Raw genomic sequence first — 23132 nt, 5'->3', positions numbered from 1 at the left:
GCCGTGGCGAGAGGGGAGCACGCGGATGACATGGGGTCCTCCCCGAAGGCTCGCGGGCCCGCGCCGCACCACCGCCCGCACCCGCTTCACCGCCCTGTACGTGACGCTGTTCCTGCTGTCGGGAACGGCACTGCTCACCATCGCGGCCGTGGTGGCCTCCGGCGGTTCGCGGGACAGTCGGACCGCCCCCGGTGACACCGGACAGCCCGCGGCGGCCCGGGTCCAGGACCGCGTCGCCGAGCTGGAGCAACAGCTGGCCCAGGCGCACGACGACCGGACCCGGCAGATCCTGACCGGCTGCGCCATCGCCCTCGGCGTGATGGTGGTCCTCTCGGCCGTCCTCGGCTGGTTCGTCGCCGGCCGGGTACTGCGCCCGCTACGCGTGATGACGGCGGCCACCCGCCGGATCACCGCCGACGGCCTGCACGAACGGCTGGCCATGGACGGACCCGGCGACGAGGTGAAGGAACTCGCCGACACGATCGACGATCTCCTCGGCCGCTTGGAGAGCTCCTTCGAAGGCCAGCGCCTCTTCGTCGCGAACGCCTCCCACGAACTGCGCACGCCGCTCACCACGATGCGGGCCTCGCTGGACGTCGCCCTCGCCAAGCCGGGCCCGCTCCCCCCGCCCACGACCACCCTGGCCGCCCGGCTGCGCACCGAACTCGACCAAGTGGACCGGCTGCTGGAGAACTTCCTCGTCCTGGCCCGCAGCCGGCAGGGCGAGTTCACCGACACGGCGTGTCTCGCCCTCGCCCCGCTCGCCTCGGCCGCCCTGGCGGACCGCGCGGAGGACATCACGGCCGGGGACCTGACCGTACGCCAGGACCGGGCCGACGGGACCGCGTGGGTGTCCGGCAGCCCGACGCTGCTGCGCCGCGCGGTCGACAACCTGGTCGACAACGCCGTCGTGCACAACGGCCCCGGCGGCTGGATCGGTGTCGCGGTCCGGGCGGAGGGAAGCGCGGTGTCCCTGGTCGTGGAGTCGGGCGGACCGGTCCTCGATCAGGAGCGGGTGGCGGACCTCGTCCGGCCCTTCCGGCGCCTGGGCGGCGACCGGACCGGCACCGGCCGGGGCAGCGGGCTCGGGCTCTCCATCGTCGCGGCCATCGCCCGGGCCCACCACGGCACCCTGGACCTGCGCGCCCGCCCCGCCGGCGGCCTGCGCGTCACGCTCATCCTGCCCGGCGCGGGCACGGACGCGGCGCCGTGAGAGTCCTGGTGGTCGAGGACGCCCGCACCCTCGCCGAGGTCGTCGCCGAGGGGCTGCGCGACCAGGGCATGGCCGTCGACGTGGCCCACGACGGCCTCGACGCCGCGGCCAAGCTGGACGCCACCGCGTACGACGTCGTCGTGCTCGACCGGGACCTGCCGGGCCTCCACGGCGACACCCTCTGCCGGATGATCACCGAGCGCGACGACCGGGCGATGGTCCTGATGCTGACGGCCGCGGGTTCGCCGGGCGACCGGGTCAGCGGTCTGACCCTGGGCGCCGACGACTACCTGGGCAAGCCGTTCCACTTCCCCGAGCTCGTCCTGCGCATCCGCGCCCTGGCCCGCCGCCGCCCGGCCGCCCGGCCCCGCACCCTGAGCGCGGCGGGCATCGAGCTCGACCCGGTGCACCGGACCGCCGGCCGCGACGGCCGCAGGCTCGACCTCTCCGTCAAGGAGTTCGCCGTCCTCGAAGCGCTCCTCGCCGCGAGCCCCGCCTTCCTCAGCGCGGAGGACCTGCTCGAACAGGTCTGGGACGAGCACGCCGACCCCTTCACCAACACGGTCGCCGTGACCATCAGCCGCCTGCGCCGCAAGCTCGGCGAACCCGCGGTCATCACCACCACCCCGGGCGTGGGATACCGGATCGCCGGGCCGGGCGCCCTCTGACAGACTCCGGCCATGCACGTACGTACCACCCGAGCCTGGGACCTGCGCCCCGCCACCCCCGCCGACCTGGACGACATCGTCGAGCTCCGGGCCGTCGTGATGCGCCCCGACCTGGTCCGCCTGGGCCGCTACGACGAGCACCGGGTGCGGCAGCGGATGCGTGACTCGTACGTCCCCGAGCACACCTCGGTCCTCGTGGTGGACGGCCGCTTCGCGGGCTGCGTGACGCTGAAGCCGTACGAGGACGGGTGGTGCCTGGAGAGCTTCTTCCTGGACGCGGCACTCCAGGGGCGGGGCATCGGCTCCGGCGTACTGCGGCGCCTGCTGGCGCGTACGGACGCCGAAGGGGCGCCGGTGCGGCTCAACGTGCTCCAGGGCAGCGCCGCGCGGCGGCTGTACGAGCGGCACGGCTTCGTGACCGAGCGGGAAGACCCGGTGGACGTGTTCATGGTCAGGTGGCCCGAGCCCGCCGCATAAGCCCGTAAAACCCGAAGGGCCCCGCCCCACCGCGTGAACGGTGGGACGGGGCCCTTCTTGGTGCTCTGTGCGGAGCAACCAGGTCAGACGAACAAGTAATTACTTGTTGATCTTGGTGACCTGGCCGGCGCCCACGGTCCGGCCACCCTCACGGATGGCGAACTTGAGGCCCTCCTCCATGGCGACCGGCTGGATCAGCTGGACCGACATGACGGTGTTGTCGCCCGGCATGACCATCTCGGTGCCCTCGGGGAGGGTCACGACGCCGGTCACGTCCGTGGTACGGAAGTAGAACTGCGGGCGGTAGTTGTTGAAGAAGGGGGTGTGACGGCCACCCTCGTCCTTCGACAGGATGTAGGCCTGGGCCTCGAACTCGGTGTGCGGCGTGACCGAACCGGGCTTGATGATGACCTGGCCGCGCTCGACGTCCTCGCGCTTGATGCCACGGAGGAGCAGACCGACGTTCTCACCGGCCTGGCCCTCGTCGAGCAGCTTGCGGAACATCTCGATGCCGGTGACCGTGGTGGTGGTCTTCTCCTGCTTGATGCCCACGATGTCAACGGTCTCGTTGACCTTGAGGACACCACGCTCGATGCGGCCGGTGACGACGGTGCCACGACCGGTGATCGTGAAGACGTCCTCGATCGGCATCAGGAACGGCTTGTCGACGTCGCGCTCGGGCTGCGGGATGTTCTCGTCCACGGCCTTCATGAGCTCGAGGACGGTGTTGCCCCACTCCTTGTCGCCCTCAAGGGCCTTGAGCGCCGAGACCTTGACGACCGGAAGGTCGTCGCCCGGGAACTCGTACTCGGAGAGCAGCTCGCGGACCTCGAGCTCGACGAGCTCCAGGATCTCCTCGTCGTCCACCATGTCGGCCTTGTTCAGGGCGACGACGATGTACGGAACGCCGACCTGGCGGGCCAGGAGCACGTGCTCCTTGGTCTGCGGCATCGGGCCGTCGGTGGCGGCGACCACGAGGATGGCGCCGTCCATCTGCGCGGCACCGGTGATCATGTTCTTGATGTAGTCCGCGTGACCCGGGCAGTCGACGTGCGCGTAGTGACGCGACTCCGTCTGGTACTCGACGTGCGCGATCGAGATCGTAATACCGCGCTGGCGCTCCTCGGGAGCCTTGTCGATCTGGTCGAAGGCCGAGGCCTCGTTCAGGTCCGGGTACGCGTCGTGCAGCACCTTGGTAATGGCGGCCGTGAGGGTCGTCTTACCGTGGTCGATGTGACCGATGGTGCCGATGTTGACGTGCGGCTTAGTCCGCTCGAACTTCGCCTTCGCCACTGGGTCCTCCTGTGGAGTGGTTCTGTACGCCTTGCTTCATCGGCGCCAGGTGATCTTTGCTGGGATGCCGGCCCCCGGGGGCATTCTCCGCGAAGTGTGAACTGCGCGACGAATGCCCCACGGGCTCCGGTGACAAGCCTAAAGCGTGAGCTCGGGAGAGTTACTCGCCCTTGGCCTTCGCGATGATCTCCTCGGCGACGTTCCGCGGAACCTCGGCGTAGGAGTCGAACTGCATCGAGTAGCTTGCGCGACCCGAGGTCTTGCTGCGGAGGTCTCCGACGTAGCCGAACATCTCCGAGAGGGGCACGAGGCCCTTCACGACGCGAGCGCCGCTGCGCTCCTCCATGGCCTGGATCTGGCCACGGCGGGAGTTGAGGTCGCCGATGACATCGCCCATGTAGTCCTCGGGCGTGGTGACCTCGACGGCCATCATCGGCTCGAGGAGCACGGGGGACGCCTTGCGGGCACCCTCCTTGAACGCCTGCGAACCGGCGATCTTGAAGGCGAGCTCCGAGGAGTCGACCTCGTGGTAACCACCGTCGAGAAGGATGACGCGGACGCCGACCATCTCGTAACCGGCCAGGATGCCGAACTGCATGGCTTCCTGAGCACCCGCGTCCACCGAGGGGATGTACTCACGGGGGATGCGGCCACCGGTGACCTTGTTGACGAACTCGTACGACGCGTCGCCGCCCTCGAGGGGCTCGATGGCGATCTGCACCTTCGCGAACTGGCCGGTACCACCAGTCTGCTTCTTGTGCGTGTAGTCGATGCGCTCGACGGCCTTGCGGATCGTCTCGCGGTACGCGACCTGCGGCTTACCGACGTTCGCCTCGACGCGGAACTCGCGCTTCATGCGGTCGACAAGCACCTCGAGGTGCAGCTCGCCCATACCACCGATGATGGTCTGGCCGGTCTCCTCGTCGGAGTGCACCTGGAAGGACGGGTCCTCCTCGGAGAGGCGCTGGATGGCGACACCCAGCTTCTCCTGGTCACCCTTGGACTTGGGCTCGATCGCGACCTGAATGACCGGCGCCGGGAAGTCCATGGACTCCAGGATGACCGGGTTCTTGTCGTCGCACAGCGTCTCACCGGTGGTGGTCTGCTTCAGGCCCATGACGGCGATGATGTCGCCGGCGCCCACCGAGTCGATCTCCTCACGCTTGTTCGCGTGCATGCGGTAGATCTTGCCGATGCGCTCCTTCTTGCCCTTGACGGAGTTCAGCACCGCGGTGCCGGCGTCCAGGCGACCGGAGTAGATCCGGACGAAGGTGAGCTTGCCGAGGTGCGGGTCGCTCGCGATCTTGAACGCCAGAGCCGACAGCGGCTCGTCGTCCGAGGGCTTGCGCTTCACGACGGTCTCGGGGTCCTTGGGGTCGTGGCCCTCGATGGCCTCGACGTCCAGGGGGGAAGGCAGGTAGCGGACGACCGCGTCGAGCAGGGGCTGGACGCCCTTGTTCTTGAACGCGGTGCCACAGAACACCGGGGTGACGGTGACGGAGTCGGCGCCGCCCTTGGAGGCCAGGGTGATGCGACGGATCGCCTCGTGCAGCTGCTCCTGGGTGGGCTCGGTGCCCTCCAGGTACAGCTCCATCATGGCGTCGTCGTTCTCCGCGACGGCCTCAAGGAGCTTGCCGCGCCACTCGTCCGCCTGCTCCTGGAGCTCGGCCGGGATGTCAACGACGTTGTACATCTCGCCCTTGGCGGCCTCTTCGGGGTACACGAAGGCCTTCATCGACACGAGGTCGACGACGCCCGTGAAGTCCGCCTCGGCACCGATCGGCAGCTGCATGACGATCGGGGTCGCGCCGAGGCGGTCCACGATCATGTTGACGCAGCGCAGGAAGTCGGCACCGGTGCGGTCGAGCTTGTTGACGAAGCAGATACGCGGCACGCCGTAGCGGTCCGCCTGACGCCAGACGGTCTCGGACTGCGGCTCGACGCCGGCCACACCGTCGAACACGGTGACGGCGCCGTCGAGGACGCGGAGCGAACGCTCCACCTCGACGGTGAAGTCGACGTGACCCGGGGTGTCGATGATGTTGATGGTGTGGTCAACATCGTTGAGCGGCCAGTGACAGGTCGTCGCGGCGGACGTGATGGTGATGCCGCGCTCCTGCTCCTGCTCCATCCAGTCCATCGTGGCAGCGCCGTCGTGGACCTCACCGATCTTGTACGAAACGCCGGTGTAGAACAGGATCCGCTCAGTGGTGGTCGTCTTGCCCGCGTCGATGTGGGCCATGATCCCAATGTTGCGGACCTTGGCCAGGTCAAGCGAAGTGGTGGCCATAAGGCTCAGTCTTCTCTCGGTCTCGATGGGGGTAGCGACTACCAGCGGTAGTGCGCGAAGGCCTTGTTGGACTCGGCCATCTTGTGGGTGTCCTCACGCTTCTTGACGGCAGCGCCAAGACCGTTCGAGGCGTCGAGCAGCTCGTTCATGAGCCGCTCGGTCATCGTCTTCTCGCGACGGGCGCGGGAGTAACCCACGACCCAGCGGAGGGCCAGCGTGGCGGCACGACCGGGCTTGACCTCGATCGGCACCTGGTAGGTGGCGCCACCGACACGGCGGGACTTGACCTCGAGCGAGGGCTTGACGTTCTCCAGCGCGCGCTTCAGCGTGATGACCGGGTCGGCGCCGGTCTTCTCGCGAAGACCCTCCATGGCGCCGTACACGATCCGCTCGGCGGTGGAACGCTTGCCGTCGAGCAGGATCTTGTTGATCAGCGACGTGACAAGAGGAGAGCTGTAGACCGGGTCGATGATGACCGGGCGCTTCGGGGCGGGGCCCTTACGAGGCATTCTTACTTCTCCTTCTTGGCGCCGTAGCGGCTGCGGGCCTGCTTGCGGTTCTTGACACCCTGGGTGTCGAGCGAGCCGCGGATGATCTTGTAACGAACACCCGGCAGGTCCTTCACACGGCCACCACGCACGAGCACGATGGAGTGCTCCTGCAGGTTGTGTCCCTCACCCGGGATGTAGGCCGTGACCTCGATGCCCGAGGTCAGGCGCACACGTGCGACCTTCCGGAGCGCGGAGTTCGGCTTCTTCGGGGTGGTCGTGAACACACGCGTGCAGACGCCGCGGCGCTGGGGCGAACCCTCGAGTGCGGGCGTCTTGTTCTTCTCGACCTTGTCCTGCCGGCCCTTCCGGACCAGCTGCTGGATCGTAGGCACTACTTCTCCGGTTTCTGTGTGCCGTCGGTGAAACTAACCTGGAACGTCACCGACCCACGCGGTCGGGTGTGTCGAATCCTGCGAGCCCGTACCGGAACGGCATGAGGAGCACGGATCACGGTGGCCGAAGACAGGCTCGCCATGCGGTTGAGGACACGCACACGAACCCAGGCACACCCCAGGCACAAGGTCTGAGCGTACCTACCTCACGGACCTGGGTCAAAACAAATGCCGTCCAGCCCGGGCGGCCGGCCCCCGCGCCCGGCTTGTCCCGACCCGTACGGATGCCCCACAGCCCTCTGAGAGCGCCTCTGAGGCCGTACGAGCCCCGCGCGGGGCCCCGGAAGCCCTGCCGCACGGGCCCGCCGCTGTGACGTATCACACGCCGAAGGGCGGCCACCCCGTGTGTACGGGACGACCGCCCTCCGGGCGTATCAAGCGACTCGCTTACTGGTTGTACGGACCGTAGTCGTAGTCCTCCAGCGGAACGGCCTGGCCGGAGCCCGTGCCGAACGGCGAGTAGTCGATGTCGTCGTAGCCGACGGCCGAGTACATCGCGGCCTTGGCCTCCTCGGTCGGCTCGACCCGGATGTTGCGGTAGCGGGACAGGCCCGTACCGGCCGGGATGAGCTTACCGATGATGACGTTCTCCTTGAGGCCGATCAGGGAGTCGGACTTGGCGTTGATCGCCGCGTCCGTCAGGACCCTGGTCGTCTCCTGGAAGGAGGCCGCGGACAGCCACGACTCCGTCGCCAGCGACGCCTTGGTGATACCCATCAGCTGCGGACGGCCGGAGGCGGGGTGACCGCCCTCGGTGACCACGCGACGGTTCTCGGTCTCGAACTTCGAGCGCTCGACGAGCTCGCCCGGCAGCAGCTCCGCGTCGCCGGACTCGATGATCGTCACGCGGCGGAGCATCTGCCGGATGATGATCTCGATGTGCTTGTCGTGGATCGACACGCCCTGCGAGTTGTAGACCTTCTGGACCTCGCCGACCAGGTGGACCTGGACCGCGCGCTGGCCGAGGATGCGCAGCACGTCGTGCGGGTTGGTGGCACCCACGGTGAGCTTCTGGCCCACCTCGACGTGGTCGCCCTCGCCCACCAGGAGACGGGCGCGCTTCGAGATCGGGAAGGCGATCTCGTCGCTGCCGTCGTCCGGGGTGACGACGAGCTTCTTGGTCTTCTCGGTCTCCTCGATGCGGACACGGCCCGCGGACTCGGAGATCGGGGCGACACCCTTGGGCGTACGCGCCTCGAAGAGCTCGACGACACGCGGCAGACCCTGGGTGATGTCGTCACCGGCCACACCACCGGTGTGGAAGGTACGCATCGTCAGCTGGGTACCGGGCTCACCGATGGACTGGGCGGCGATGATGCCGACCGCCTCACCGATGTCGACCAGCTTGCCGGTGGCGAGCGAGCGCCCGTAGCAGAAGGCACAGGTGCCGACCGCGGACTCACAGGTCAGGACCGAGCGGGTCTTGACCTCCTCGACGCCGGCGCCCACCAGGGCGTCGATCAGGACGTCACCGAGGTCGACGTTGGCAGGCGCGATGACCTTGCCGTCCACAACGACGTCCTCGGCGAGCATGCGGGCGTAGACCGAGGTCTCGACGTCGTCCGTCTTGCGGAGGACACCGTCGGCACCCTTGACGGCGATCTTCAGCTTGAGGCCGCGGTCGGTGCCGCAGTCCTCCTCGCGAATGATCACGTCCTGCGAGACGTCCACCAGACGACGGGTCAGGTAACCCGAGTCGGCGGTACGCAGGGCGGTGTCCGCCAGACCCTTACGGGCACCGTGCGTGGAGATGAAGTACTCCAGAACGGTGAGGCCCTCACGGAAGGACGCCTTGATGGGACGCGGGATCGTCTCGTTCTTGGCGTTGGACACCAGACCACGCATACCGGCGATCTGACGCATCTGCATCATGTTTCCTCGGGCACCCGAGTCAACCATCATGAAGATGGGGTTCGTCTTGGGGAAGTTCTCGTTCATGGCCTCGGCAACCTCGTTGGTCGCCTTGGTCCAGATCGCGATGAGCTCCTGCGTGCGCTCGTCCTTGGTGATCAGACCGCGCTCGTACTGCTTCTGGACCTTCTCGTCCTGCTCCTCGTAGCCCTTGACGATGGCCTTCTTGGCCTCGGGCACGACGACGTCGGAGATGGCCACGGTGACGCCCGAACGGGTCGCCCAGTGGAAGCCGGCCGCCTTCAGGTTGTCGAGCGTCGCCGCCACGATGACCTTGGGGTAGCGCTCGGCGAGGTCGTTGACGATCTCGGAGAGCTGCTTCTTGCCGACCGAGTAGTCGACGAACGGGTAGTCCTCGGGCAGCAGCTCGTTGAAGAGCGCGCGGCCCAGGCTCGTCCGCAGCCGGAAGGTGTCACCCGGCTGGTACTCGGGCTCGCCCTCCTCGGCGACCGGCGGCACCCAGCCACGCGGCGGGATGGTGCCCACCGGGAAGCGGATGTCGACGGACGACTGGAGCGCCAGCTCGCCGGCGTCGAACGCCATGATCGCCTCGGCCGTGGAGCCGAACGCGCGGCCCTCGCCCTTGGTGTCACGCAGCTCGCCGTCGGTGGTCAGGAAGAACAGACCCAGCACCATGTCCTGGGTCGGCATCGTGACCGGGCGGCCGTCGGCCGGCTTGAGGATGTTGTTCGAGGACAGCATCAGGATGCGGGCCTCGGCCTGCGCCTCCGCGGAGAGCGGCAGGTGCACGGCCATCTGGTCACCGTCGAAGTCCGCGTTGAACGCGGTGCAGACGAGCGGGTGGATCTGGATGGCCTTGCCCTCGACCAGCTGCGGCTCGAAGGCCTGGATGCCGAGGCGGTGCAGGGTGGGCGCACGGTTCAGCAGCACCGGGTGCTCGGCGATGACCTCTTCGAGGACGTCGTACACCACGGTGCGGCCGCGCTCGACCATGCGCTTGGCCGACTTGATGTTCTGCGCGTGGTTCAGGTCGACCAGGCGCTTCATCACGAACGGCTTGAAGAGCTCCAGCGCCATCGCCTTCGGCAGACCGCACTGGTGCAGCTTGAGCTGCGGACCGACGACGATCACGGAACGCGCGGAGTAGTCCACGCGCTTGCCGAGCAGGTTCTGACGGAAACGACCCTGCTTACCCTTCAGCATGTCGCTGAGGGACTTCAGGGGACGGTTGCCGGGGCCGGTCACCGGGCGACCGCGACGACCGTTGTCGAAGAGGGCGTCCACGGCCTCCTGGAGCATGCGCTTCTCGTTGTTCACGATGATCTCGGGCGCGCCGAGGTCGAGAAGCCGCTTCAGGCGGTTGTTGCGGTTGATCACGCGGCGGTACAGGTCGTTCAGGTCGGAGGTCGCGAAGCGGCCACCGTCCAGCTGCACCATCGGACGCAGGTCCGGCGGGATGACCGGCACGCAGTCGAGCACCATGCCCTTGGGCTTGTTGCTGGTCTGCAGGAACGCGGAGACGACCTTGAGGCGCTTGAGCGCACGGGTCTTCTTCTGGCCCTTGCCGGTACGGATGATCTCGCGGAGGCGCTCGGCCTCCTCGTCGAGGTCGAAGGACTCCAGGCGCTTCTGCAGCGCGGCGGCGCCCATGCAGCCGTCGAAGTACGTGCCGAAGCGGTCACGCAGCTCGCGGTAGAGCAGCTCGTCGCCCTCCAGGTCCTGGACCTTGAGGTTCTTGAAGCGGCTCCACACCTCGTCGAGGCGGTCGATCTCGCGCTGCGCACGGTCGCGCAGCTGCTTCATCTCGCGCTCGGCACCTTCGCGCACCTTGCGGCGCACGTCGGCCTTGGCGCCCTCGGCCTCCAGCTCGGCCAGGTCGGACTCGAGCTTCTTGGCGCGGTTCTCCAGGTCGGAGTCGCGGCGGTTCTCGATCTGCTGGCGCTCGACGGAGACGTGGGCCTCCAGGGAGGGGAGGTCGCGGGTGCGGCGCTCCTCGTCCACGAACGTGATCATGTACGCGGCGAAGTAGATGACCTTCTCGAGGTCCTTCGGCGCGAGGTCCAGCAGGTAGCCCAGGCGCGACGGGACGCCCTTGAAGTACCAGATGTGGGTGACGGGAGCGGCAAGCTCGATGTGGCCCATGCGCTCGCGGCGCACCTTGGCGCGGGTGACCTCGACGCCACAGCGCTCACAGATGATGCCCTTGAAGCGGACACGCTTGTACTTGCCGCAGTAGCACTCCCAGTCCCGGGTCGGACCGAAGATCTTCTCGCAGAAGAGTCCGTCCTTTTCGGGCTTGAGGGTGCGGTAGTTGATGGTCTCCGGCTTCTTGACCTCGCCGTGGGACCAGGTCCGGATGTCGTCCGCGGTGGCAAGGCCGATCCGCAGCTCGTCGAAGAAGTTGACGTCGAGCACTTGTCGTCAATCCCTCTTTCGGGGGTTCGAGCCCCCTCGCGTCACGCGAGTAAATCGGGGCACTTCAGCAATGGTCTGAACGGGTCCGGGGAGAGCCGGCCGGATCACGGGGATCCGGCCGGCCAACCCGTCAGACCTCTTCGACGCTGCTCGGCTCGCGCCGGGACAGGTCGATACCGAGCTCCTCCGCCGCGCGGAAGACGTCCTCGTCCGTGTCGCGCATCTCGATGGACATGCCGTCCGAGGACAGCACCTCCACGTTGAGGCAGAGCGACTGCATTTCCTTGATGAGCACCTTGAAGGACTCGGGAATGCCCGGCTCGGGGATGTTCTCGCCCTTGACGATCGCCTCGTAGACCTTCACGCGGCCGGTGACGTCGTCGGACTTGATCGTCAGCAGTTCCTGGAGGGCGTAAGCGGCGCCGTAAGCCTCAAGGGCCCACACCTCCATCTCACCGAATCGCTGCCCACCGAACTGCGCCTTACCACCCAGCGGCTGCTGCGTGATCATGGAGTACGGGCCGGTCGAACGGGCGTGGAGCTTGTCGTCGACCAGGTGGTGCAGCTTGAGGATGTACATGTAGCCGACCGAGACCGGGTCCGGGAACGGCTCGCCGGAGCGGCCGTCGAACAGCTTGGCCTTGCCGGAGGGCTGCACCAGACGCATGCCGTCGCGGTTCGGGATCGTGGCCTCGAAGAGACCGGAGATCTCGTCCTCGCGCGCGCCGTCGAAGACGGGCGTGGCGACGTTGGTGCCGGGGGCGACCTGGTCGGCGCCGATGGCCTGCAGACGCTTGGCCCACTCGTCACCGAGGCCGGAGACGTCCCAGCCGCGGCTGGCGAGCCAGCCGAGGTGGATCTCCAGGACCTGTCCCGGGTTCATTCGGGACGGGACACCCAGCGGGTTGAGGATGATGTCGACCGGGGTGCCGTCCTCCAGGAACGGCATGTCCTCGATCGGCAGGATCTTCGAGATGACGCCCTTGTTGCCGTGACGGCCGGCGAGCTTGTCACCGTCGGTGATCTTGCGCTTCTGCGCGACGTAGACGCGGACCAGCTGGTTCACGCCCGGCGGCAGCTCGTCGCCCTCTTCGCGGTCGAAGACGCGGACGCCGATGACCTTGCCGATCTCGCCGTGCGGCACCTTCAGCGAGGTGTCGCGGACCTCGCGCGCCTTCTCACCGAAGATCGCGCGGAGCAGGCGCTCCTCGGGGGTCAGCTCGGTCTCACCCTTGGGCGTGACCTTGCCGACGAGGATGTCACCGGCGACGACCTCGGCACCGATACGGATGATGCCGCGCTCGTCCAGGTCGGCGAGGACCTCCTCGGAGACGTTCGGGATGTCCCGGGTGATCTCCTCGGGGCCGAGCTTGGTGTCACGGGCGTCGACCTCGTGCTCCTCGATGTGGATCGAGGAGAGGACGTCGTCCTGCACGAGGCGCTGCGACAGGATGATCGCGTCCTCGTAGTTGTGACCCTCCCAGGGCATGAACGCCACGAGCAGGTTCTTGCCGAGCGCCATCTCACCGAACTCGGTGGCCGGGCCGTCGGCGAGGACCTGGCCCTCGATGACGCGGTCGCCCTCGGAGACGACGACCTTCTGGTTGACCGAGGTGCCCTGGTTGGAGCGCATGAACTTGGCGATGCGGTACGTGGTGTACGTACCGTCGTCGTTCGTGACGGTGATGTAGTCCGCGGAGACCTCCTGGACCACACCGTCCTTCTCGGCCTTCAGCACGTCACCGGCGTCGGTGGCGCAGCGGTACTCCATGCCGGTGCCGACGAGCGGCGCCTCGCTCTTGATGAGCGGAACGGCCTGGCGCATCATGTTCGCGCCCATGAGGGCACGGTTGGCGTCGTCGTGCTCCAGGAAGGGGATCATCGCGGTCGCGACGGACACCATCTGGCGCGGCGAGACGTCCATGTAGTCGACCTCGCCACCGGGGACGTAGTCGACCTCTCCGCCACGACGGCGGACCAGGACGCGGGGCTCGGTGAAGCGCAGGTCGTCGGAGAGCGTCGCGTTCGCCTGGGCGATGACGAAACGGTCTTCCTCATCGGCGGTGACGTAGTCGACCTCGTCGGTGACCTGGCCGTCGACCACCTTGCGGTACGGCGTCTCGATGAAGCCGAACGCGTTGACGCGGCCGTACGAGGCGAGCGAACCGATCAGACCGATGTTCGGGCCTTCGGGGGTCTCGATCGGGCACATGCGTCCGTAGTGGGACGGGTGCACGTCTCGGACCTCGAAGCCGGCCCGCTCACGGGAGAGACCACCCGGGCCAAGAGCCGACAGACGGCGCTTGTGGGTGAGACCCGACAGCGGGTTGTTCTGGTCCATGAACTGCGACAGCTGGCTGGTGCCGAAGAACTCCTTGATGGAGGCGACGACCGGCCGGATGTTGATCAGGGTCTGCGGCGTGATCGCCTCGACGTCCTGGGTGGTCATGCGCTCGCGCACGACCCGCTCCATACGGGCGAGACCCGTACGGACCTGGTTCTGGATGAGCTCGCCGACGTTGCGCAGGCGGCGGTTGCCGAAGTGGTCGATGTCGTCGGTCTCGACGACGATCGTCCGACCGGACTCGCCGACCGTCTCGGTCTCACCGGCGTGCAGCTTGACCAGGTACTTGATGGTCGCGATGACGTCGTCGGTGGTGAGCACGCCGGCGTCCAGCGGCTCGTCCGCGCCGAGCTTCTTGTTCACCTTGTAGCGGCCGACCTTCGCGAGGTCGTAGCGCTTCGGGTTGAAGTAGAGGTTCTCGAGCAGCGTCTGAGCGGCCTCGCGGGTGGGCGGCTCGCCCGGGCGGAGCTTGCGGTAGATGTCGAGCAGCGCGTCGTCCTGGCCCTGGGTGTGGTCCTTCTCCAGGGTGGCGCGCATGGACTCGTACTCGCCGAACTCCTCAAGGATCTGCTCGGTGCTCCAGCCGAGCGCCTTCAGGAGGACGGTGACCGACTGCTTGCGCTTGCGGTCGATGCGGACACCGACCATGTCGCGCTTGTCGATCTCCATCTCCAGCCAGGCACCCCGGGAGGGGATGATCTTGGCGGAGAAGATGTCCTTGTCGGACGTCTTGTCGATCGAGGAGTCGAAGTAGACACCCGGCGAGCGGACCAGCTGCGACACCACGACACGCTCGGTGCCGTTGATGACGAAGGTGCCCTTGTTGGTCATGAGCGGGAAGTCGCCCATGAAGACCGTCTGGGACTTGATCTCGCCGGTCTCGTTGTTGGTGAACTCGGCCGTGACGAAGAGCGGGGCGGCGAACGTGAAGTCGCGCTCCTTGCACTCGTCGATCGAGTTCTTCGGGGGCTCGAAGCGGTGGTCGCGGAACGTGAGCGACATCGACCCGGAGAAGTCCTCGATCGGAGAGATCTCCTCGAAGATCTCCTCCAGGCCGGACTTGGTGGGGACGTCTTGTCCACTGTCCAGAGCAGCCTCGACGCGAGCCTTCCAGGCGGCGTTGCCGAGGAGCCAGTCAAAGCTCTCGGTCTGCAGCGCGAGGAGGTTCGGAACCTCGAGGGGCTCCTTGATCTTTGCAAAAGAGATGCGCAGCGGGGCGGTGCTGGCGCCGTTGTTCGTATTCGCGGTCGAGGCGTTGCGCGAGGCGGCCAAGAGGGGGTCCTTCCGAGGGCTCGGACTCACTACGCGCGTACCGGTCCCAAATTGGACATGAGGGCAGAAAATCCCAGGTCAGGGAAGATCGGTCCACGATGCTCAGGATGGGTATGCCCCTGGTGACGGGCAGGAGGCAGCTAACAGGCAGCGCAAAGGGTCAGTGTAGCCAAGTGCCACACTGATGTCCAGTCGGGGTTTTCAGAGACCCACGTTGCTCTCAACAGCTCTTCTCAACACCTATGTCCAGCCCTGCGCGAGGTGCGCCCTTCTTTACTGCCCGCTTCGCCGTCGATCCATGCCTCGGATTCGGATCGATTCGGCGACGCGCCTTGAGAATTGCGCGCCGCGTGCGGTTCGTCAAGGGCCCCCTCGGCCCCGGCCGCCCTCGGGCCCCGCGAGAGGCGCACGGCGAAGATCACCATACTCGTCAACGCGGGAAGGGCAAGGCACCCTCCTCCGGTACGCCGAAAGGCGACCACCCGTACGGGTGATCGCCTTTCGCGATGTGACTCCGCGCCTCGCGGCACGGGGGTCCTGAGGAGTCAGAGGACTCCTCGGGTCACTTGACCTCGACGGAGGCGCCGGCGCCCTTGAGGGACTCGGCAGCCTTGTCCGCGGCGTCCTTCGCGACCTTCTCGAGGACGGGCTTCGGGGCGCCGTCCACGAGGTCCTTGGCCTCCTTCAGGCCGAGGGAGGTCAGCTCACGCACGACCTTGATGACCTGGATCTTCTTGTCACCGGCGGCGGTGAGGATGACGTCGAACTCGTCCTTCTCGTCCTCGACCGGGGCGGCCGGGCCGGCCTGGCCCGGACCCGCGACGGCGACGGCCGCGGCGGCGGTGACGTCGAACTTCTCCTCGAAGGCCTTCACGAACTCGGAGAGCTCGATGAGGGTGAGCTCCTCGAACTGAGCGAGCAGGTCTTCCTGGCTGAGCTTCGCCATGACAGGCGTCCTTCCACTATTCGGCAGGTGCCGGATGTATATGTCGGCGGGCGTACGTGGGGCCCGCTGGACCGCTGAGCGTGATTACTCGGCGGCCTCGGCGGGAGCCGGCGTACCGGCACCGCCCTGCTCCTCCAGCTTGACGCGAAGCGCTTCCGCGGTGCGGACGAACTTCGACGGCAGCGCCTGGAAGAGCTGCGCAGCCTGAGTCTGCTTGCCCTTCATGGCACCGGCCAGCTTGGCGAGCAGAACCTCGCGGGACTCGAGGTCCGCGAGCTGCTTGATGTCATCGGCGGACAGCGCCTTGCCGTCAAGGACACCGCCCTTGATGATCAGGTTCGGGTTGTCCTTGGCGAAGTCACGAAGACCCTTCGCCGACTCCACCGGGTCACCGGTGACGAAGGCAACCGCCGTCGGACCTGCGAACAGGTCGTCCAGCGTGTCGATCCCGGCCTCGTTGGCCGCAATCTTGGTCAGCGTGTTCTTCACCACGGCGTACTGGGCGTTCTCACCGAGCGAACGGCGCAGCTGCTTGAGCTGTGCCACGGTGAGACCCCGGTACTCGGTCAGCACGGCGGCGTTCGAGCTGCGGAACTGGTCCGCGAGCTCGGCTACCGCTGCAGCCTTGTCGGGCCTAGCCATAGCGTCGGCCTCCTTCCGGGTGATGAGGACCGCTCGAAAGGGACCGGAAAGACGAAACGCCCCGGCGCAGGCGCCAGGGCGTAGCTCGACCGAACGAAGTCCGGGAGCTCTCCACAGTCACCTGCGCAGGTCGTCCGCATCAACGGAGCCTTCGGTTTCCTGGATCCATCACAGATTCAAGAAACGACCAGCGGTCTTTGGCTTCCAAAGGAGAGTACGCGACTCGGGTCGCGCCGGGCAAATCCGTCCCGCTTCGGGTGCTGCCGGGAGGTTTGAACGTCCCGGAACCGGGTTAGGAAGCGGCTCCCTGCTGCTGCTTCATCAGCTCGGCGAAGTCGACGGTCTGGGCGGCCGGCGGGGCCTCGACCGACACCTTCACGCCGTAGTCGCTGTAGAACACCGTGGAGTTGAGCTCGCCGGTCTGCATCTCGCCGCGCTCGGTCTTCTTCACCAGCAGATCGTTCTCGTCCACCCAGATGTCGATCTTCTCGGTGGTGATCCCGGACGTGGCCAGCTGCTTCTTCAGCTCGGCGATCTCGTCGGCGTCCAGATTGCTGTTCTTGGCGGTCAGCTCGGCGACGTCGACCGTGCCCGAGTAGTGCGTGGCGCTGACGCCGCGCACGTCCTCCTGGCCGACCTTCTTCACGTCGCCGGAGGCCAGCAGCGACTTCACCCCCTGCTCCGGGGTGCTGTTCTGCATCTGGTCCTTCATCGCGGCGCCCGCGGCGCCGGAGAGCTTGGCCAGGTCGTCGTAGCTGTAGCTGATCCAGCGCTTGCCGCCGGTCTGCTGGGCCATGGCCTCGCCCATGTCCACCATGTACCCGTCCTTGAGGTAACGGGCCTCCATCGTGCCGTTGCTGCCGAGCTGCTTCATGCTGTCGGCCATGGCGCCGCCGGTGGACGTGATCTTCAGCGTGCCGGTGATGCCGTCGGACCAGTCGATGGCGCCCTGCTGCTTGGCGGACATCGTGCTGCCCATCGTCGTCGTGCCGTCGATCCGGGCCGAGTGCGCCTGGCCGGTCTTCTTCTGCACGGCGACCAGCGCGGCGATCGGGTCGACCTTCGCCACGGAGCGGCCGACGCTCTCGTTCTTGTCCCCGCCCTTGCCGGCGCCGTCGTCCGATCCCCCACAGGCCGCGACCGAGGTCAGCGCCGCCGCCACAGCGACGGACAGGCTCACGCGCCGTACGGTTTTGGTCAACATATGTGATTCCCACCCCTCGTTCGACTCTCGGTCACCCACGCTAACGCAGGGCTCCGACAGTCATGTCCACGTACGAATGAGGACGGGCCCCGCACCTCGAAAGGTTGCGGGGCCCGTCCCATGTCACACGTGACGCGGCGGTCGTACGAGCGCGGAGGCTCAGACGGCGGCCGGGTCCTCCTCGGTGAGGAGGTTACGGGTGCGGTTGGAGTCCAGCGGGATGCCGGGGCCCATCGTGGTCGCCAGGGCGGCCTTCTTGATGTAACGGCCCTTCGCCGCGGACGGCTTGAGGCGGAGGACCTCTTCCAGCGCCGCTGCGTAGTTCTCCACCAGCTTGGTCTCGTCGAAGGAGACCTTGCCGATGATGAAGTGCAGGTTCGAGTGCTTGTCGACGCGGAACTCGATCTTGCCGCCCTTGATGTCGTTGACAGCCTTCACGACATCGGGGGTGACCGTACCGGTCTTCGGGTTCGGCATCAGACCACGCGGACCGAGCACGCGGCCGAGGCGGCCGACCTTGCCCATGAGGTCCGGGGTTGCGACGACGGCGTCGAAGTCCAGACGGCCCTTCGCCACCTCGTCGATGAGCTCGTCGGAGCCGACGATGTCGGCGCCGGCGGCTTCCGCGGCCGCAGCACGGTCACCGGTCGCGAAGACCAGGACCCGGGCGGTCTTGCCGGTGCCGTGCGGGAGGTTCACGGTGCCGCGGACCATCTGGTCGGCCTTGCGCGGGTCAACACCCAGGCGGAAGGCGACCTCGACGGTGCCGTCGAACTTCGTGGTGGCGGTCTCCTTGGCGAGACGGACGGCCTCGAGCGGGGCGTACAGGCGCTCCCGGTCGATCTTGGCGTCCGCAGCGCGGAGGTTCTTGCTGCGCTTCACTTCTACTCCTGATGGTTTTCAGAGTGTGGAGTCGTGGTGCGGACCAGCGCCGGTCCTACCACTGAGGGCGTGGGGCTGAATCAGCCTTCGACCGTGATGCCCATGGAACGGGCGGTGCCAGCGATGATCTTCGACGCGGCGTCGAGGTCGTTGGCGTTCAGGTCGGGGAGCTTCGTCGTGGCGATCTCGCGGACCTGGGCAGCCGTCAGCTTGGCGACCTTGGTCTTGTGCGGCTCGCCGGAGCCCTTCTCCACACCCGCGGCCTTGAGGATCAGCTTGGCGGCCGGCGGAGTCTTGGTGATGAAGGTGAAGGAGCGGTCCTCGTAGACCGTGATCTCCACCGGCACGACCATGCCACGCTGCGACTCGGTCGCGGCGTTGTAGGCCTTGCAGAACTCCATGATGTTGACGCCGTGCTGACCCAGTGCGGGGCCGACCGGCGGGGCCGGGTTGGCCGCACCGGCGTTGATCTGGAGCTTGATAAGCCCCGTGACCTTCTTCTTCTTGGGAGGCATGTGCTCTCTCCGGGTCCTAGTGAGAGTTTTCGCCTTCATCCGGTCATCCGGATGCAGGCATACCGCACAACGATAACGGGTATAGCCGTGCGACCAAAAACCAAGCAGGTCAGACCGGCTGCGAGAGCCTGTCTGACCTGCTCGGTAGGCATGTGTCCAGAAGCGGGCGGAAAGCTCAGTTCTTCTGGATCTGGTCGAAGCTCAGCTCGACCGGGGTCTCGCGACCGAAGATCTCGACCAGGCCCTTGACCTTCTTCGAGTCGGCGTTGATCTCGTTGATCGTCGCCTGCAGCGTCGCGAACGGGCCGTCGGTGACGGTGACCGAGTCGCCGACCTCGAAGTCGAGGACCTCGACGGTGACCTTGCGGGCCGGAGCCGGCTTGCCCTCGGCCTCGGCGGCCTCGCGGGCGGCCTTCTCCTCGGCCTCCGGAGCGAGCATCTTGACGATCTCGTCCAGCGTCAGCGGGTACGGGTCGTAGGCGTTGCCCACGAAGCCGGTGACACCGGGGGTGTTGCGGACGACGCCCCAGGACTCGTTCGTCAGGTCCATGCGCACCAGGACGTAGCCCGGGAGCTTGTTCTGACGGACGTTCTTGCGCTCGCCGTTCTTGATCTGGACGATTTCCTCCTCAGGCACCTCGGCCTGATAGATGAACTCCTCCACGTTCAGCGAGACGGCGCGCTGCTCCAGGTTGGCCTTCACACGCTTCTCGTAACCGGCGTACGTGTGGATGACGTACCACTCGCCCGGCAGCCCGCGGAGCTCCTCGCGCAGGGCCGTGACGGGGTCGACGGGCTCGGCCGGCTCGGCCTCCTCCTCGTCGGCCGCGTCCGCGGTCTGCTCGGCGGTGTCCTCGGACGCCTCGTCGCCGGCCTCGGGGGCCTCGTCGGCGTCGGCGGCTTCGGCCTGGTCCGACTCCTCGGCGTCCGCCGCCTCGACGATGTCGAGCTCGTCCTCGGCGGACTCGAAGGCGCCCGCCGTCGGCTCGACGGCGTCGTTCAGGTTCGGGTCAGACACGGTGGCTTCTTCCTGGATACAGATGGGTGGAACATGCGAAAGGGGCGCCCATCAGGCGCCCTTCGCGTGGATCAGCCGAAGACGTACTTGATGACCCGCGCGAAACCGAAGTCAATCACGGTTACGAGGCCGATCATGACGACGACGAACGCAATCACCACAGTGGTGTACGTCGTCAGCTGGTTGCGCGTCGGCCAGACGACCTTGCGGAGCTCCGCGACGATCTGGCGGTAGAAGAGCGCGAGACGGCCCAGAGGGCCCTTCTTGCCGCGCTTGCCGCCCTTCCGGGTCTTCTTCTTCGACTCGGGGGCCTCGTCCTCGGCATCAGGCTTGTCGATGGAGCCCACGGCGTCCGTCACGCTTCTCACCTGATTCCGGGTCGTGGCCGTGCCGCGCCCGGTGGAGCCGCACGGCGGTGCATTGAAGTACGTACATGCGCACACATCCTGGCGAAGGAGTGTGTAGCAGGGCCGGAGGGACTTGAACCCCCAACCGCTGGTTTTGGAGACCAGTGCTCTACCAATTGAGCTACGACCCTTTGTGGATTCCACCAACCTACCGCATGTTCCCGGATGACCCGAGTGCAGGAACGGTGCGGCTGGTGAAGGCCAACGACAGGAGAGTGTACGTGCTCAGCGGCCCGGCGTCGAACAGAAAGCTGCTGATCGCTCCTGGTCGCTTCGTGTCCGCATGCTGTCCGAGTGCTGTCCGGTCCCTGAAACCCCCGTGCCGACGCGGAAAACGGTCTGCGAGCATGGGGGTCATGAGCGCTGCTACTTCTCCGTCCGAGAGCCGGGTCTCCGCCCGCATCGGTGCCATCTCCGAGTCCGCCACCCTCGCCGTCGACGCCAAGGCCAAGGCCCTCAAGGCCGCCGGCCGCCCGGTGATCGGCTTCGGTGCGGGCGAGCCCGACTTCCCGACCCCCGGCTACATCGTGGACGCCGCCGTCGAGGCGTGCCGCACCCCGAAGTACCACCGCTACACCCCGGCGGGCGGGCTCCCCGAGCTCAAGGCCGCCATCGCGGAGAAGACGCTGCGCGACTCCGGTTACGAGGTCGACGCGTCCCAGATCCTGGTGACCAACGGCGGCAAGCAGGCGATCTACGAGGCGTTCGCCGCGATCCTCGACCCGGGCGACGAGGTCATCGTCCCGGCCCCGTACTGGACCACCTACCCCGAGTCGATCCGGCTGGCCGGCGGCGTCCCGGTGGAGGTCGTGGCCGACGAGACCACCGGTTACCGGGTCTCCGTGGAGCAGCTGGAGGCGGCCCGTACCGAGCGTACGAAGGTCGTCCTGTTCGTCTCCCCGTCGAACCCGACCGGCGCGGTCTACAGCGAGGCCGACACCGAGGCGATCGGCCGCTGGGCCGTCGAGCACGGCCTCTGGGTGATGACCGACGAGATCTACGAGCACCTGGTCTACGGGGACGCGAAGTTCACCTCGCTCCCGGCGGTCGTGCCGGAGCTGCGCGACAAGTGCATCGTGGTCAACGGCGTCGCCAAGACGTACGCGATGACCGGCTGGCGCGTCGGGTGGATCATCGGCCCCAAGGACGTCGTGAAGGCCGCGACCAACCTCCAGTCGCACGCCACGTCCAACGTCGCCAACGTCTCGCAGGCCGCCGCGCTGGCCGCCGTCTCCGGGGACCTGGACGCGGTCGCCGAGATGCGCACCGCCTTCGACCGGCGCCGCCGGACCATCGTGAAGATGCTCAACGACATCGACGGCGTGTTCTGCCCGGAGCCCGAGGGCGCGTTCTACGCGTACCCCTCGGTCAAGGACCTGCTCGGCAAGGAGATCCGCGGCAAGCGCCCGCAGACCTCGGTAGAGCTGGCCGCGCTGATCCTGGACGAGGCCGAGGTGGCGGTCGTCCCGGGCGAGGCGTTCGGCACGCCGGGCTACCTGCGCCTGTCGTACGCGCTGGGCGACGACGACCTGGTCGAGGGCGTCTCGCGGCTCCAGAAGCTGCTGGGCGAGGCGAAGGCGTAAGCACCGCCCCCTTCCCGTAAAAGCGGCCCCCGATGCCGGAACCGGGGGTCGCTTTCGCGTTCGAGGGGGCACTCGATGGAGAAAGCGGCTACCGCGCCGCCCCCTCCGTGCGGCAGGATCTTGCAATGGAACGCGATGTACGTCTGTTGCCCAAGGCCCACCTTCACCTGCACTTCACCGGGTCGATGCGGCCCACGACGCTGCTGGAGCTCGCCGACAAGTACGGCGTGCGGCTGCCCGAGGCCCTGACCGGCGGCGAGCCGCCCAAGCTGCGCGCGACGGACGAACGGGGCTGGTTCCGCTTCCAGCGGCTGTACGACATCGCCCGGTCCTGCCTGCGGGCCCCCGAGGACATCCAGCGCCTGGTGCGCGAGGCCGCCCAGGAGGACGTGGCGGACGGCTCCGGATGGCTGGAGATCCAGGTCGACCCCACCTCGTACGCGCCCCTGCTCGGCGGCCTGATTCCGGCGATCGAGATCATCCTGGACGCGGTGGACGCCGCCTCGCGCGAGACCGGGCTGCCGATCCGGGTGGTGATCGCGGCGAACCGGATGAAGCACCCGCTGGACGCGCGGACCCTCGCGCGGCTCGCCGTGCGGTACGCGGACCGGGGCGTCGTCGGCTTCGGCCTCTCCAACGACGAACGGCGCGGGATGGCCCGTGACTTCGACCGGGCCTTCGCCATCGCCCGGGAGGGCGGTCTGCTGGCCGCCCCGCACGGCGGCGAGCTGTCCGGCCCGTCCAGCGTCCGGGACTGCCTGGACGACCTCGACGCGGCCCGTGTGGGGCACGGGGTGCGCTCCGCCGAGGACCCCCGGCTGCTGCGCCGGCTCGCGGAGGCGGGGGTGACCTGCGAGGTGTGCCCCGCGTCCAATGTGGCGCTCGGCGTCTACGAGAAGCCCGCCGATGTCCCCCTGCGCACTCTGTTCGACGCGGGGGTGCCGATGGCCCTCGGCGCGGACGACCCGCTGCTCTTCGGCTCCCGGCTGGCCGCGCAGTACGACCTGGTGCGCCGCCACCACGCGTTCACCGACGAGGAGCTGGCCGAGCTGGCCCGCCAGTCGGTGCGCGGTTCGACGGCGCCGGAGCCGGTGCGGGCGGAGCTGCTGGCGGGGGTCGACGCGTGGCTGGCGGGTCCGGCGGCCTGA

At 67.6% G+C, this 23132-nt stretch carries 18 protein-coding genes and 1 tRNA gene; 5 read left to right on the top strand and 14 right to left on the bottom strand.

All coding sequences use genetic code 11. The annotated features are described in order from the left end of the window. Positions 1-25 precede the first annotated feature (25 nt). Genes AMK18_RS10590 through AMK18_RS10580 form a run of 3 tightly spaced genes read left to right on the top strand, consistent with a single transcriptional unit; the run spans position 26 to position 2358 of the window. Positions 26-1213 carry a sensor histidine kinase gene (locus tag AMK18_RS10590; protein ID WP_073862616.1) on the top strand — a complete coding sequence of 396 codons (1188 nt, stop codon included), beginning with the start codon at positions 26-28 and terminating at the stop codon, positions 1211-1213. Further along, on the top strand, positions 1210-1881 hold the full coding sequence (locus AMK18_RS10585; protein WP_198956976.1) for a response regulator transcription factor: 672 nt from the start codon (positions 1210-1212) through the stop codon (positions 1879-1881). Before AMK18_RS10590 ends, AMK18_RS10585 begins: the two co-directional genes overlap by 4 nt. A gap of 12 nt (positions 1882-1893) precedes the next feature. Further along, entirely contained in the window at positions 1894-2358 is a 465-nt protein-coding gene (locus tag AMK18_RS10580; protein ID WP_073862615.1) for a GNAT family N-acetyltransferase, read from the top strand. Positions 2359-2457: 99 nt separating this feature from the next. Here AMK18_RS10580 and tuf read toward each other — a convergent pair whose 3' ends face one another. From tuf to AMK18_RS10505, 14 genes are all read right to left on the bottom strand, one after another. Continuing rightward, the gene (gene tuf, locus AMK18_RS10575) at positions 2458-3651 is read right to left on the bottom strand and encodes an elongation factor Tu (protein WP_018101246.1); all 1194 of its coding nucleotides are present in this window, start codon (positions 3649-3651) and stop codon (positions 2458-2460) included. 160 nt (positions 3652-3811) lie between these two features. Further along, positions 3812-5941 carry an elongation factor G gene (gene fusA / locus AMK18_RS10570; RefSeq protein ID WP_073862614.1) on the bottom strand — a complete coding sequence of 710 codons (2130 nt, stop codon included), beginning with the start codon at positions 5939-5941 and terminating at the stop codon, positions 3812-3814. Positions 5942-5979: 38 nt separating this feature from the next. Then, positions 5980-6450 (bottom strand): 30S ribosomal protein S7, encoded by a 471-nt coding sequence (rpsG, locus tag AMK18_RS10565; protein ID WP_018101248.1) that lies wholly within the window; start codon positions 6448-6450, stop codon positions 5980-5982. Positions 6451-6452: 2 nt separating this feature from the next. After that, positions 6453-6824 carry a 30S ribosomal protein S12 gene (gene rpsL, locus AMK18_RS10560; protein WP_003948652.1) on the bottom strand — a complete coding sequence of 124 codons (372 nt, stop codon included), beginning with the start codon at positions 6822-6824 and terminating at the stop codon, positions 6453-6455. 447 nt (positions 6825-7271) lie between these two features. Further along, positions 7272-11171: a DNA-directed RNA polymerase subunit beta' gene (locus AMK18_RS10555; protein WP_018101255.1), complete on the bottom strand. Its 3900-nt coding sequence runs from the start codon at positions 11169-11171 to the stop codon at positions 7272-7274. A 130-nt stretch (positions 11172-11301) separates the two neighbouring features. After that, the gene (gene rpoB / locus AMK18_RS10550) at positions 11302-14787 is read right to left on the bottom strand and encodes a DNA-directed RNA polymerase subunit beta (protein ID WP_018101256.1); all 3486 of its coding nucleotides are present in this window, start codon (positions 14785-14787) and stop codon (positions 11302-11304) included. Positions 14788-15349: 562 nt separating this feature from the next. Continuing rightward, a complete protein-coding gene (rplL, locus tag AMK18_RS10540; RefSeq protein ID WP_018101257.1) occupies positions 15350-15733 on the bottom strand; it encodes a 50S ribosomal protein L7/L12 in 384 nt (127 codons plus the stop codon). Between the two features lie 84 nt (positions 15734-15817). After that, positions 15818-16375, bottom strand: coding sequence for a 50S ribosomal protein L10 (rplJ, locus tag AMK18_RS10535; RefSeq protein ID WP_018101258.1), 558 nt, complete (start codon positions 16373-16375; stop codon positions 15818-15820). A 292-nt stretch (positions 16376-16667) separates the two neighbouring features. Further along, a complete protein-coding gene (locus tag AMK18_RS10530) occupies positions 16668-17579 on the bottom strand; it encodes a hypothetical protein (protein WP_073862613.1) in 912 nt (303 codons plus the stop codon). Between the two features lie 159 nt (positions 17580-17738). Then, complete coding sequence (gene rplA, locus AMK18_RS10525; RefSeq protein WP_018101260.1) at positions 17739-18461, bottom strand: 50S ribosomal protein L1; 723 nt, start codon at positions 18459-18461, stop codon at positions 17739-17741. An 80-nt stretch (positions 18462-18541) separates the two neighbouring features. Further along, on the bottom strand, positions 18542-18976 hold the full coding sequence (gene rplK / locus AMK18_RS10520) for a 50S ribosomal protein L11 (protein ID WP_018101261.1): 435 nt from the start codon (positions 18974-18976) through the stop codon (positions 18542-18544). Between the two features lie 175 nt (positions 18977-19151). Beyond that, entirely contained in the window at positions 19152-19994 is an 843-nt protein-coding gene (gene nusG, locus AMK18_RS10515; protein ID WP_073862612.1) for a transcription termination/antitermination protein NusG, read from the bottom strand. A gap of 71 nt (positions 19995-20065) precedes the next feature. Next, complete coding sequence (secE, locus tag AMK18_RS10510) at positions 20066-20353, bottom strand: preprotein translocase subunit SecE (RefSeq protein WP_018101263.1); 288 nt, start codon at positions 20351-20353, stop codon at positions 20066-20068. A 106-nt stretch (positions 20354-20459) separates the two neighbouring features. Further along, a tRNA-Trp gene (locus AMK18_RS10505) sits at positions 20460-20532 on the bottom strand. Positions 20533-20757: 225 nt separating this feature from the next. Here AMK18_RS10505 and AMK18_RS10500 point away from each other — a divergent pair. Both AMK18_RS10500 and AMK18_RS10495 read left to right on the top strand, forming a co-directional pair. Beyond that, a complete protein-coding gene (locus tag AMK18_RS10500; RefSeq protein WP_026171281.1) occupies positions 20758-21984 on the top strand; it encodes a pyridoxal phosphate-dependent aminotransferase in 1227 nt (408 codons plus the stop codon). A gap of 125 nt (positions 21985-22109) precedes the next feature. Next, positions 22110-23132 (top strand): adenosine deaminase, encoded by a 1023-nt coding sequence (locus tag AMK18_RS10495; protein ID WP_018101265.1) that lies wholly within the window; start codon positions 22110-22112, stop codon positions 23130-23132.

Origin of the sequence: Streptomyces sp. CB01249 (assembly GCF_001905735.1) — a bacterium.
Taxonomy (GTDB): Bacteria; Actinomycetota; Actinomycetes; order Streptomycetales; family Streptomycetaceae; genus Streptomyces.
This window is presented reverse-complemented; position numbering and strand designations above follow the sequence as displayed.

Excerpts from the sequence above, each read along its gene's own strand:
- AMK18_RS10590 (WP_073862616.1), top strand. The coding sequence starts at position 26 with ATGACATGGGGTCCTCCCCGAAGGCTCGCGGGCCCGCGCCGCACCACC.
- AMK18_RS10580 (WP_073862615.1), top strand. The coding sequence starts at position 1,894 with ATGCACGTACGTACCACCCGAGCCTGGGACCTGCGCCCCGCCACCCCC.
- fusA (WP_073862614.1), bottom strand. The coding sequence starts at position 5,941 with ATGGCCACCACTTCGCTTGACCTGGCCAAGGTCCGCAACATTGGGATC.
- rpsG (WP_018101248.1), bottom strand. The coding sequence starts at position 6,450 with ATGCCTCGTAAGGGCCCCGCCCCGAAGCGCCCGGTCATCATCGACCCG.
- rplL (WP_018101257.1), bottom strand. The coding sequence starts at position 15,733 with ATGGCGAAGCTCAGCCAGGAAGACCTGCTCGCTCAGTTCGAGGAGCTC.
- rplJ (WP_018101258.1), bottom strand. The coding sequence starts at position 16,375 with ATGGCTAGGCCCGACAAGGCTGCAGCGGTAGCCGAGCTCGCGGACCAG.
- AMK18_RS10530 (WP_073862613.1), bottom strand. The coding sequence starts at position 17,579 with ATGTTGACCAAAACCGTACGGCGCGTGAGCCTGTCCGTCGCTGTGGCG.
- rplK (WP_018101261.1), bottom strand. The coding sequence starts at position 18,976 with ATGCCTCCCAAGAAGAAGAAGGTCACGGGGCTTATCAAGCTCCAGATC.
- AMK18_RS10500 (WP_026171281.1), top strand. The coding sequence starts at position 20,758 with ATGAGCGCTGCTACTTCTCCGTCCGAGAGCCGGGTCTCCGCCCGCATC.
- AMK18_RS10495 (WP_018101265.1), top strand. The coding sequence starts at position 22,110 with ATGGAACGCGATGTACGTCTGTTGCCCAAGGCCCACCTTCACCTGCAC.